Annotated in this window: 8 protein-coding genes; 5 read left to right on the top strand and 3 right to left on the bottom strand. The window is 61.6% G+C overall.

Going from position 1 to position 12,485, the window contains the following annotated elements:
* Positions 1-261: transposase (locus tag ACFWGZ_RS32845; RefSeq protein WP_382455473.1), on the bottom strand; the 261-nt coding region annotated here is incomplete at its 3' end.
* 100 nt (positions 262-361) lie between these two features.
* On the opposite strand from ACFWGZ_RS32845, the gene ACFWGZ_RS32840 reads away from it, so the two are divergent.
* Together ACFWGZ_RS32840 and ACFWGZ_RS32835 are read left to right on the top strand one after the other, a co-directional pair.
* Positions 362-904: a DUF4365 domain-containing protein gene (locus ACFWGZ_RS32840; RefSeq protein ID WP_382455472.1), complete on the top strand. Its 543-nt coding sequence runs from the start codon at positions 362-364 to the stop codon at positions 902-904.
* Positions 891-2,051: a hypothetical protein gene (locus tag ACFWGZ_RS32835; protein WP_382455471.1), complete on the top strand. Its 1,161-nt coding sequence runs from the start codon at positions 891-893 to the stop codon at positions 2,049-2,051. The genes ACFWGZ_RS32840 and ACFWGZ_RS32835 overlap by 14 nt, the downstream gene beginning before the upstream one ends.
* 107 nt (positions 2,052-2,158) lie before the next feature.
* Here the strand turns inward: ACFWGZ_RS32835 and ACFWGZ_RS32830 are convergent, their stop codons facing one another.
* The gene (locus tag ACFWGZ_RS32830) at positions 2,159-3,319 is read right to left on the bottom strand and encodes an McrC family protein (protein WP_382455470.1); all 1,161 of its coding nucleotides are present in this window, start codon (positions 3,317-3,319) and stop codon (positions 2,159-2,161) included.
* Complete coding sequence (locus tag ACFWGZ_RS32825) at positions 3,316-5,454, bottom strand: McrB family protein (protein WP_382455469.1); 2,139 nt, start codon at positions 5,452-5,454, stop codon at positions 3,316-3,318. Before ACFWGZ_RS32825 ends, ACFWGZ_RS32830 begins: the two co-directional genes overlap by 4 nt.
* A gap of 1,048 nt (positions 5,455-6,502) precedes the next feature.
* On the opposite strand from ACFWGZ_RS32825, the gene hsdR reads away from it, so the two are divergent.
* From hsdR to ACFWGZ_RS32810, 3 genes are read left to right on the top strand one after another with little or no spacing between them, the layout of a single operon-like run.
* Entirely contained in the window at positions 6,503-8,971 is a 2,469-nt protein-coding gene (gene hsdR, locus ACFWGZ_RS32820; protein ID WP_382455468.1) for an EcoAI/FtnUII family type I restriction enzme subunit R, read from the top strand.
* Positions 8,968-10,410, top strand: a complete 1,443-nt coding sequence (locus tag ACFWGZ_RS32815; RefSeq protein ID WP_382455467.1) for an N-6 DNA methylase — start codon at positions 8,968-8,970, stop codon at positions 10,408-10,410. The genes hsdR and ACFWGZ_RS32815 overlap by 4 nt, the downstream gene beginning before the upstream one ends.
* A gap of 25 nt (positions 10,411-10,435) precedes the next feature.
* The gene (locus tag ACFWGZ_RS32810; protein ID WP_382455466.1) at positions 10,436-11,977 is read left to right on the top strand and encodes a restriction endonuclease subunit S; all 1,542 of its coding nucleotides are present in this window, start codon (positions 10,436-10,438) and stop codon (positions 11,975-11,977) included.
* Positions 11,978-12,485 lie beyond the last annotated feature (508 nt).

The raw sequence follows: 12,485 nt of genomic DNA, 5'->3' as shown, positions 1-12,485 counted from the left end.
CCCCAGGAACGTCGCTGCCTGACGCACGATCAACAACTCGGTCTCGAGCTCCCGAATCCGTTGTCGAGCGGCACGCAGTTCGACGGACTCGCTGCTCGGGGTGCCGGGAATCTCGCCGCGATCGATCCGGTCCTGCTTGACCCACTTCGACAACGTCACCGGATGGATACCCAGGTCGGCTGCAGTCTGCTTCTGCTCTCTACCGGCCCGGACAAGCGCGACGGCACGCGCTCGGAACTCGGCGGGGTACGCACGGGGCACAGTGCACAGCCTCTCGAAGAAGCTGCAAGTTAGCCACCAACTCTGGAACCCATCCAGTAGGGCAGGTCACAACTGTCACCTACTCGTGCAGCAGACCCCTATGGTGATCATGGGCGATGGCGTGCACCGGGCGTGGAGCGATGTAGCAACCTTGGACCCGAACCGCGCGAAGTCTCGATTCGGTATCGCCTATGTTCGTGCCGTGTGCAGCCAAGCTGGGGTGGGTTTTCAGGAAACCAGCGCGGACGAGGACGTACTCGCGGTCGACGGAATCGTTGATCTCGAAATCGCACCCGTCCGACTCCAGGTCAAATGCACCGGAAAGTTCCGGATCAAGGGCGGTGCGACAGCGACGTGGCAGGTGGAGGAGTCGTGGCGCCAGCGCTGGATCCGCTCCAACGTCCCGGTGTACTTCGTCCTCGTGATCGTCGACCCGGACGATCAGCTCTCCTGGCTTCACCACGACGACGGGGCAACGCTGCATCATGCGGCGGCCTTCTGGGCGCGAGTCGACACCCTTCCAGAGGGCCAGAACATTATTGTTCCGAAGGCACAGCGGTTCACAGCGGACACGCTGCGACTGTGGGATGCCGACGTCGAGGCTAGCTTCGGCAAGTCGAAGGGAGGCGGTGCAGTTGCCTGACACCGTCGTCCTGCCGACGTTGGCTGATCTGCACAGCTATCTCAAGACCCACGGCTGGTCGGCCGACCCACCGGGCCCTGGCGGAACATTGTGGACGAAGGATGGGTCCCGCATCGGTGTGCCGCACGAACCGGACGACGTGCTGGTCGGCTCGGTGCTCACCAGGCTGGCACGCGCCGAGCGCCGCGACGTCAATGCGACGACCGTCGCTGTGCGCCACGTGCGGTTCGACGTCACTCATCTACGTGCGGTGAACGACTACCGCATCATCGACAAGATCCCGCTGGAGACGGCCACCAAGCTGATCGGCTCCGCGCGGACCATGCTGCGCGCGACCGCGACGACCGCGAGGTGGGAGCGAGCCCAGATCGGTGGCAGCTACTCCCGTATCGGCGACGAGGTCGTCCGTGAGGCGTTCATGGGACACACCGAACGAGGATCGTTCATCATCCCCGTTCTGGTGCCGATCCCCGAGCCAGAACAACCTGATCCCCGGCAACCGTCGTTGTACGACGAGCAGGAAGAGCCTGTCCTGCACAACGCCGCGCCCGAGCCCTTCGAACGCCGCGTCGTGCGTACGTTCGCCCAGTCGATGCAGGCGGTGCACGACCTCGTCGTGGAACCTGGCAGACCACCGAACGCCGATCATCTCCACGAGCTCGTGTACCGCGGAGTGAGCAGGGAATTCTGCGCAGCTCTGGTCAACGTCCTCGACGAGAACGCGATCGGGGAGTTCGAAACCACCGTCAGCTGGTCTCCCGTAGTGGCTGCACCGGACACGATGCCGCGGCAGGTGTCGATCAGCGCGGAGGCCGCCGACCTCGTCCGGTTCGTCGCCGATCGGTTGCGGCAGCAACGTGTGCCATCCAAACAGATCTTTTCCGGCACCATCGTCCAGTTCCGGCACGAGAACCGCGATGACCCGTACGGAGAGATCGCCGTGTCCACGATGCGCCGGGGCCGACAGTCCGAGGTGCGAGTGCGCCTCCCGCTCGACGACTATCGCACCGCCTGGGACTGGCATAACGCAGGCCGGGCCGTACTCGTCGAAGGCCTCATCCGCCGCTCACCAGGCAAGCCGGGCATCGTTGACGACCCGGTCCGCTTTCAGCCACTCGACGAGTTGATGTTTCCCAGCACGACCTAACGAGCCAGCTCCGTCTCACCCCTGCGCCGTGCGACCCGCCAGATTCCTTCCTGACGCCAAAATCAGGTACGTGGCCGTAGGGGCACCGACACCATGACCGTGTTTTGTCAGATCCAGGCCGAGCGTGCGAGCTGATTAACCTGGGCGAGAAGATCAAGGGGCGCGGCATCAAGGTCCAGCGGGTACTCGGTGATTGTGATGCCGGTGTTGCGGATCGCCCGCGGCGCTGAGCCGCCGGTGCCACTCGCGTAGACCAGCCAAGCACGGTCGATCTGCAGCGCTGTGCAGTACGCGAGCACCTGGTAGATGTCGGCGTTCGGGTAGCCACCGGAGCGGCTCTCAAGCTTGTACTTGGCGTCCACCACGAATCGGGGCTTGTCGTTCACCAGGTGCACTACGTCGATCCGCAGGTTGATAGCGCTGCCGGTATCGAGGGTGGCCGCGTACTGACTGTGGGTGCGTCCCGGATCGGCGCGCCAAGCCTCGCGCAGTGCGGTGGTCACGAAGTCCTCGAAGACGCGCTCCATGTTGACCACGAACGCGGCGATGGCCAGACCGTCCTCGCCGACCTCGAACGACAGGGTGTTCAGCACCAAGTCCGCGATGCGCAGTGCCGGGTGGTAACGGGCATTGAGCCGGTGCGGACGCCACCGTGGCCGCGGAGCGCCCGCACGCAACGGCGACGCTCCGTCCAGGCGGTTGTCCAGGTGGCGCAGACGAGTGCGCAGCGTTTGGGGAACGCGGGGGACCCCGCACATCCTCCGGACCGCTGCCCGCAGCAGGCGGTTCTCGGCAATGTCCACCGTGTACTCGTCGTGGGTGATCTCCAGAGGCATCATCCGGCCGGGGCGGCGGGCTATCTGGTCGGCGACCCGGGCTCGGCCGCGCAACACACTACTGGTCGTCTGATCGGTCGTATATCCCTGCAGCACCCCGCCGGCCAATGCACGTTCGGCGTGGCGGCACAAGGTTTCCGCGACGATCGGCCACAGGCCGTCCGCTTGGACGCCCTCGACGTGCTCGGGGAGGAAGCCGGGGTTGGCCGCGTAGCCCAGCAGGAACAGTAAGCGCTGGATGCTCACTTTGGGCGTGACCACCACGTCCAGGCCGTGCGCGTGCAAGGCGCCAACCTGCTTCACCTTGGGGATGATCGTGTACGGACCCGTGCCGCGGATCGTGACTAGCTTGCTGCCGCGTAGGTATGCGGCTTGTGCCGCGGTGAGCGGCACAGTCGGGCCCGTTGAGGCGTTCTCCTTCAGAACGATCACTGCGTACCGCGGATGACGTCGAGACCGAACCTCTCGTGCACGATCTGCCGACTCAGCGTCTCGTAGTAGTGCTCCTCCAAGAGCGGCAGGATCGACTGCTCCCACACCAGCTCGAGCCCACGGTCGGCGTCTGGCTTCATCAAGTACGAAGGGCCGATCTTGAATTCACGGTCCGAGCCGATCGCGCTGTTCAGCTTGACGAGGAGCTCGGCCCGGTCGTCGGTCTTGGCATTCGCCGTCGCCCAGCGTTCCAGCAGGTCGCTGACCGGCGGATGATCCGGGTGCAGCTCGAAGAACGCGAACCGCCGCCGCATGGCCGCGTCCACCAGCGCGATCGAGCGGTCGGCGGTGTTCATCGTGCCGACGATGAACACGTTCGGCGGCAGCTTGAACCGGTCGCCTGGGGAGTACTGCAGGTCGATCGTCGCGTCGCGGTACTCCAGCAGGAAGTACAGCTCCCCGAACACCTTCGACAGGTTCGCGCGGTTGATCTCGTCGATGATCAGGACGTACGGGCGGCCCTTGTCAGCCGCGGCAGCCGCGGCAAGCCGGCGCAGCGGACCGGGTACCAGTTCGAAGCTGACGGTTTCGCCACGCGAGCGCGGACGGAAGCCCTCGAAGAAGTCCTCGTAGGCATACGACGGGTGGAACTGCACCAAGCGGATCGCTGTCGGGTCAGTGATGTGACGGGCCAGTTCCCGCGCGAGATAGGTTTTTCCGGTCCCTGGCGGGCCGTAGAGGACGATCTGCTTGCGGTCCTGCAACGCCGACACGACCTTCTGCAACCATGCCTGGTCGAAGTGCAACGAGTCAGCGAACGCGCTGGTCGCCGCGCGCAGCGAGAGCTGACCGACCGGCTGCGCCTCCTCGGGCGCGTCGGGAGCGCCAGCGAGATTGGTGAGCGCAGCAAAGGCTCCCGTGATGTCCACCACCGCGCCCTGTTGCTCGAACTCCCTGGCGAGGTCCGCCGACAGAGAGCCGACACTTGCGATGCTCTGCGGCGACCAGGCGACCGAACGACACAGGCTTGCGTCGATGCGTTCTGGCTCACCGGTGATCACGCCGGTGTAGACGTGGTCGTCGGCGATCCCCGCGACGAGATCATCGACCTTCATAGTGGACAGGAAGTGAAAGTAGTCGGTGGCCAGGGCCCGGCGCTGCGCGTAGTCGAGGTGCTGGTACCCCTCCTCGACGGCCGCGTCGACTTGCTCACGTTCGACCGAGGGATCCAGGTCACCCAGGTGATCCGCGGCAATCGAGATGCGTCCGTTCTGGCTGATGTCGGGGTCGCGCACGAGCCAGGCACGGGCGGAATCGTCGGTGCGCCTGCGCTTCTGCTTGCGCCACCTCGGTTCCCACTCATCGCTGTAGTAGTGAACGCGTTCGTCGCTCGCCTTCTCCCGGTGTGCGCGGTAGATCGCGAAGAGATCGCGGTCAACAGCGACGGCGTCGGCGCCGGTCCGGCCACCGATCTCCGATTCGAAGGCGTTGCGAATCGCGACCTTGTCCGCTTGGCGGGCAATCGGCAGGAACGTGTCCGGAAACGCCAGGTACAGCAACGAGTTCCGAATCGCCAGCTGGCCGGTGTCCTGACGGTCAACAAACTCCCGGAACGTCCACGGCTCCCTCAGGGCGGTCTGACGATCGGATGGGCTGAGCTCGTGCCACTGCTCGACGAACGACAGCAACCAGCCGAGCTGTTGCCAGATCTGAACGTTGAATCCCACGCCACCGTGAAACACGCCTGGCCCCTCAAGGCCCAGGCTGATGTCTTCGGGCACCACAGCAGGCGGTTCCTTCCACGACAACACCGTGGTGACCCTGCCTGTCTTCACCGCCCCGCTGAGATTCCCCAACGGCAAGGCGTGCAACGCCAGCAACTCCGCCATCAGCAGCACGACTTCGCGGTCCGCGCCGGCCAACTGCTCACGCAGCTTCTTCAGGAAAGTCCCACGCCCGGCATCAGCGTTGTCGACGATCCGCCTTCGGAGCTCTACGACCACCGGGGCGTCCCAAGCGAGCAACTCCGGCTCGATCGCCGACCTGCCCTCACCCAGGCCGGCATCGATAATCCTCCGGGCAGGCGCCTCGATACGGCGCAGGCCCCACCGGTGTTCGTCAAACTCGTAAGTCACGATCCGCCTATCGCCTCGTTTCGCTGGGCAGTTACGCCACCCACCAAACGGTCCAGCGACGTGCTCTCACGCCATGCTGAGCAGCACGGGAGCCGAAGGGAGGCAGAGATGAGTTTCACGAATCGACTGACGATGATCAGCGTCGCCCTTTGCCAGTCTCTCTAACGAGCAGAGGCCGACGTGTCGTGCCGCAGCTTATTTCCGGAGCCCAACTGTTCCGCCGACTTGGTGTAGAGCTCGATGATGCGCTTCTCTCTAGCGTCAGGCCTGGCATCGGCTGCCACTTCCTCCTGAACTTGGAGCGGCCTCGGTCGAGCGATGACACACACAGTGAGCTGCGGCGCGAAGACCACGTAAGCGCCTCAGGCTGCAGTCAACTCAGTCTTGATCATATCCATCTGCACCTGGCCAGTTCGGGATCAACCAGGCTTCGAGACTCGCGGCATGTCCACTAACCGATGCGACGGCCACGGCCGCATCAGCCAGTACGCCATCAGCGGAGTGACACCAGGCGAAATGCCTCACGCCAAGCCGACAGCTGAATAGCCACAGAGAAGATCATGTAGGCCGCAACGAATCAGCGGTGGCAAGGGCGATCGTGTCCTGCAGCGAGTTCGTGCCCCACGAACAACGCCGCAGCTCGCAACTCGAACCGGGTGCCGTCGGTGATCCGGTGACCCGAGGGCGCGCCTCGATGGAGGTGGGGGCTGGTCTGTGTCGACGTCGAAGCACCCTTCAACGATGTCGACACGCGCCTAACGCTGCCTGCTGGCTCATAACCGCCGCCTGCCGAACGAGCGCCACAACCTGGGCTTCTTGCACCGAAGCCTGTCTGCTCTACGGACGAGCAGCTGCTCAATCGGAGCTCGGATCGCAGCCAGGTCACGAGGTGAGGTACGTCCGGTCGTTCCGCCGGGCATAGCGGCGTAGACGGTAGGCATACCGCCGAGAGTGGCGCCAGCGAAGCTGGCCCATGCGCGTGTCACCCACGGTGATCGCTATGCGCGTCTGGCAATGGACTGTCGGTACGCCTCCGTATGATCGCCCTGTGAGCAATCCGGACATGTCGCAGTGGACCGAAGCGGAAGTGCGCACGAGGCGCATAACCCCAGCGCTGAGCGCTGCGGGATGGCCGCTCGACTCGTTCCGGGAGGAGTTCTACTACTTCACCGACGGCCGCATCCAAATCGTAGGCAAGACCGGACGCCGCAAGAAGCCCAAGCGGGTCGACTACCTGCTGGAATACCGGCCCAACCTGCCGATCGCTCTGGTCGAGGCGAAGGACAACAACCATGAGGTCGGCGATGGCATGCAGCAAGCCATCGAGTACGCAGAGCACTTGGACGTGCCTTCGGTCTTCACCAGCAACGGCGACTCGTTCGTGTGGCACGACCGTACCGGTCAGCGCGACGAGGTTGAGGTCGAGATCGGCCTCGACGAGTTCCCAACTCGCGATGTGCTCTACGACATCTACAAGAAGTGGAAGGGTATCGAGGACGCCGAAGAACCTGTCCTCCAGAGCCAGTTCTATGATGACGGCTCTGGCCGGCGCCCTCGGTACTACCAGCGCATCGCCGTGAATCGGACCATGGAACGCATCGCCGCGGGTGACAAGCGATTGCTGCTCGTGATGGCCACGGGTACGGGCAAGACCTACACAGCAGCCCAGATCATCTGGCGCTTCATGGAGACATTCAAGCAGCTCAATCCGGAGAAAGGGCAAGCGCGCATCCTGTTCCTGGCCGACCGCAACGTGCTGATCGACCAGACAATGATGAACGACTTCTCGATGTTCAAGGGTCGGATGGCCAAGCTCAGTACCTCACGCGGGACCATCAGCAAGGTCGACGGCACCGACAACCTCGATTTTGAGGTCAGTGCTGGCAGGCAAGTCAACAAGAGCTTCGAGCTCTACCTGTCGCTTTACCAGGCCGTGACAGGTCAAGAGGGCGAGGAGGACGCATACAAACAGTTCTCGCCGAACTTCTTCGATCTCGTGATCATCGACGAGTGCCACCGAGGGAGCGCTCGTGAAGACAGCGCTTGGCGAGCCATCCTCGGCTACTTTGAGTCAGCGATTCAGCTGGGCATGACGGCGACGCCTAAGGAAACCAACGAAGTCAGCAACATCGACTACTTCGGCGAGGCGCTCTATACCTACTCGCTCAAGCAGGGCATCGACGACGGCTTCCTTGCTCCATACAAGGTGGTTCGCGTTGATCTTGATGTCGACCTGACCGGCTTCACCCCCGAACCCGGTCAGGTCGATGACAAGGGCAAGCTAATCGAACAGCGCCACTATACGCGCGACGACTTCGACGGCGACCTAGTATTGCCGCAGCGAACACAACAGGTCGCGCAACGCATCACTGACTACCTTCAGAAGACCAACCAGCTCGACAAAACCATCGTGTTCTGCCGTGACATCGCTCATGCCGAGCGGATGCGCCGGGCGCTAGTTAACCTCAACAAGAACGAAGTTACCAAAGACCCTCGCTACATCATGCGCATTACTGGCGATGAGCAGATCGGTAAGCAAGAAATCGACAACTTCATCGACCCGGAGATTCCGTACCCTGTCATTGCCACGACGTCTAAAATGCTCAGCACTGGCGTCGACACTCAGACCTGCAAGGTCATCGTGCTCGACACCAAAGTCGAGAGCATGACTGACTTCAAGCAGATGATTGGCCGAGGCACCCGTGTACGAACGGACTACGACAAGTGGTTCTTCGTCATCATCGACTTTCGTGACGTCACAAAGCTCTTCAAGGACTCCGCCTTCGACGGCGCTCCAGTAAAGATCATCGACGTCACGGACGACGAAGACATGGATGACGTGATCAACGAGCTCAATAACGTCGATGAAAACGATGAAGACACTGAGGAAGACGGCGGCGAAGCCCCAGCCGTCACTATTCCCAAAGGCAAAACTCCACGGCGTAAGCGCTACTATGTGAGTGGGCAGGCCGTGACGATCGCGGGCGAGACGGTCGAGCTGGTCGGCGCTGATGGGCAGCCGATCACCACCAACCTTGATGAGTTCGTGCGTGAGGCACTGATCAAGCGGTACGTCACGTTAGCCGACTTCATGACTGCCTGGCAGGACGCCACCAACAAGGGCGACTACCTCGACTCGTTATCTGACGAGGGTGTCCCGCTGGAAGACCTGGCCGAACAGCGGGGCTCCGATGTCGACCCGTTCGATTTGGCGCTCAAAGTCGTCTACGACCAGCTCGCAACCTTTGACATCAGAGCCGACCGCGCTGCAGCGCTTAGCGCTTCGGGCTACGTAGCAAAATTCGAGGGCAAGCAAGGTAAGCTGGTCACTGCTTTACTCGAAAAATACGCAGCTTTCGGCATTCGCGCGATTGAAGACATCGGTGTGCTGCGAGTGGCACCCCTCTCCGACTTAGGCTCACCCGTTGAGCTGATCAGGCTCTTCGGCAGCCGCGAGGCCTTTATGCACGTGCTCCACGATCTCATCGCCGCTCTGTACCGGGAGACGCCCTCATGATTACTTCTGGCCTGATAAAGTCAATCCAGGACGTGATGCGCCAGGACCAAGGAGTGGACGGCGATGCTCAGCGTCTTAGTCAACTCGTTTGGATGATCTTCTTGAAGATCCTAGACGACACCGAGCAAGAGCTCGAGCTCATGGTCGACGGCTACTCGCCGGCCATCCCGTCCGAGTTTCAGTGGCGGAACTGGGCCGCTGACGAGGAGGGCCTCACGGGCGAGGGGCTCAACGACTTCGTCAACACCCAGCTGTTCCCAGGACTGCGCGGACTGACGGGAGGCGCAAACCCCAGAACACTGATCGTGAGGGAAGCGTTCGAGGACTCTTACAACTATATGAAGAGTGGCACGCTCCTTCGCCAGGTCATCAACAAGATCAATTCCATCGATTTTAACGCGCAGACCGACCGTCACCAGTTCAACGATCTGTACGAAAAGCTACTCAGGGACCTCCAGAGCGCTGGCAACGCTGGCGAGTACTACACGCCGCGGCCGCTTACCCAGTTCGTCGTTGAAAAGGTCAACCCAAGATTGGGAGAGGCCGTCTACGACCCGGCTTGTGGTACTGGTGGTTTCTTGGCTAACGCCATCGATCATCTGCGTCGACAGGTGACGACACCAGAGGACGAGGCATCGTTGCAGGTATCGCTTCGAGGCACGGAGAAGAAGCAGCTACCACACCTGCTGTGTTTGACGAACATGATCCTTCATGGGATCGACGCTCCCACCTCAATTCGGCGCAACAACACGCTTGCTCGCCCGCTCCGTGACTATGGCCCGGCCGACAGAGTCGACGTGGTGGTAACCAACCCGCCTTTTGGCGGTACCGAGGAGCCTGGGATCGAGTCGAACTTTCCCGCAGATATTCGAACACGTGAAACTGCCGATCTCTTCCTGGTTTTGATCATGAGGCTGTTGAAACCCGGTGGGCGCGCCGGCGTGGTTTTGCCCGACAGTTTCCTCTTCGGCGAGGGCGTTAAGGCGCGCATCAAAGAGAAGCTGCTGGACGAGTGCAACTTGCACACCATCATTCGCCTCCCAGGGAGCGTATTTGCCCCCTACACAAGCATCGCTACAAACTTGCTGTTCTTCACCAAGGGTGAACCTACCAAGGAAGTCTGGTACTACGAGCACCGCCTTCCAGCAGGAGCGAAGTCCTATAACAAGACAAAGCCAATGCGCCTCGAAGAGTTCGATAGCGAGCGCGCTTGGTGGGACAATCGGGTCGAATCTGATCAGGCATGGCGTGTCTCTATCGATGAGATAAAGAGCAGCGGTTACAAGCTCGACATCAGGAATCCCAACGCGACCAAGCTGGACGACCTGACGCCACTAGAGCTGTTGACCGCCTACCGCGAAAAGCAAGACGCCGTGCGCGCGTCAGTGACCGAGATCAAGTCCTTGCTGTCGGAGGCGTTGTCCCACCATGAACGTTGATGACCTTCGTGCGCTCGTTGGCTCCATGGACGAGCTGGTCGAAATTCCGGGCGGCATAGATCGATTGCGTAGCACCGTCTTGTCTCTCGCCTTCACTGGCAAGCTTGTCCAGCAGGACGCATCGGAAGGCTCGGCCGACGAAGTAATTCGCCAGCTCGAAAAATACCACGCCGCACAGGCAAAGAAGGGCAAGGCGCCTCACTTTCCCGACATCGATCCAGATTCAGCCCCTTACCAGCTTCCCGAGTCGTGGCGCTGGGTGCGGCTGGCTCAGCTCTGCTCTCACATTGTGGACTGCCAGCATCGCACCCCCGTCTACTCCGACACGGGGGTGCCAGCTATCCGCACTGCAGACATGAAGCCGGGACGCATAGTTTTTGAGACCGCTCGTCGCGTGGGCCCCGAAGAGTACAAGCGCCAGACGGCAAGGCTCGAGCCTGAGCCTGGCGACATCTTCTACAGCCGAGAAGGCAACTACGGGATCGCAGCGGTCGTACCCGATGGCCATAGGATGTGCCTTTCGCAGCGCATGATGCAATTTCGCGTCGGCCCTGGAGTTGCACCTTCGTTCTTTTCATGGGGTCTAAATTCGCCGATCGTCTTTGACCAGGCGAAGGCCGACGTCATCGGCACGACCGTCCCGCATATCAACATCAGGTCACTGAAGAACTACCTGTTTCCACTTGCCCCCGAGGCTGAACAACTCCGGATCGTACAGAAAGTCGACGAAATCTTCACTCTGATCGATCAGCTAGTTGCCGAACAGAGTGTCGCCGAATTTGCTCGTCAACGGCTCAGTTCTGCAACACTGCGGACGCTGGGCCAGAATATCGATGCTGAATTTGCTCTAGAGCACTTGAGCTTGGTGACTGAATCCCCCGACGACGTGAAGAGGCTTGCTGTTTCGATACTGGATCTCGCCGTTCGAGGTCAGCTAAGTGTTCAAGACACTACCGAGAGCTCACCCATCGATCCGAGCGAGAGCGATCTGAGCCTGTTGCCTTACCCTGTTCCCTCCAACTGGGGGGTGACCAAAGTACGCACCATTCTCGAGGACGATCGGGACATCTCATATGGGGTAATCAAGCTCGGCGTTGAGCCGCTCCAGGGTGGCGTGCCAACCCTGAGATGCAGTGACGTGAAGCCGCGGCGGCTCGAGCTATCAGCTGTGCGCCGGGTCGATCCCGAGATCGAAAAGAACTTCGCTCGAACACGTCTCGTAGGTGGCGAGGTAGTGATCAACGTCCGCGGGACTCTGGGTGGAGTCGCACGGGTGCCCGACGAGCTCGCCGGCTACAACGTGGCACGCGAGGTAGCAGTCGTCCCCGTCGGCAATGCCATTGACCCGGACTTCTTGGTCAGCGTATTTGCCTCCGGGTACTTCTGGGACCTGATCCAGGCAAGCCTTAGAGGCATTGCGTACGTTGGACTCAACCTCCGCACCCTCCGAGAGATGCCGATTCCTGTGCCACCTCTCGAAGAGCAGCGCCGAATCGTGGCAACCCTCGATGAACTACTCGGCAAGTGCGACCAACTCCAGGCCCAGGTGCAGGACCGAACGAAATAGCCGATCGCTTTGGCGTGACTGATAAAATGGACTAGGAGCGAAAACCCAATAAGTTGCGGAGTGTCAAAGCGGCCCGGCGGTCTGACCCGTACGTTAGGCTGCCGCAGGTTCATAGTCGTTGATTAGGCCGCCAAGGACTGGTCGACGTTGTATCCACGTGCAGCCCGACACTGCGATCAGGTGGTCTGGTCGCCCGCAGGCCCGGCGCTGAGAGACGCGTCGTCCTCACCGCCCTCGACCTGACCGGCGCAGTCCGAGGGCGGCTTCGTGGATGCTTCCCTAGCGCCGAGATCGGCGGGTCCGGTGTCGTCAACTACGAGACCGGGTAGGCCGACGGCGGCCGCGACAACTTGCACGTGGCCGGTCAGTTCGTGCCACTCGAGGGGCTCCCGAAGTTCTAGATGGTTCTGGCGATTCCGATCGGCGCTGACGCGTGAAGTTAGGCCGATCGGGTTATCCGGTTGTCACTACCGTGGCAACCCACAAGCAGCCAGGCATGCCGTCATGA

The sequence above is a fragment of the Lentzea sp. NPDC060358 genome (assembly GCF_042725365.1).
Classification (GTDB): domain Bacteria; phylum Actinomycetota; class Actinomycetes; order Mycobacteriales; family Pseudonocardiaceae; genus Lentzea.
Note: the sequence above shows the minus strand (reverse complement) of the source record. Positions and strands in the feature narration are given on the sequence as shown.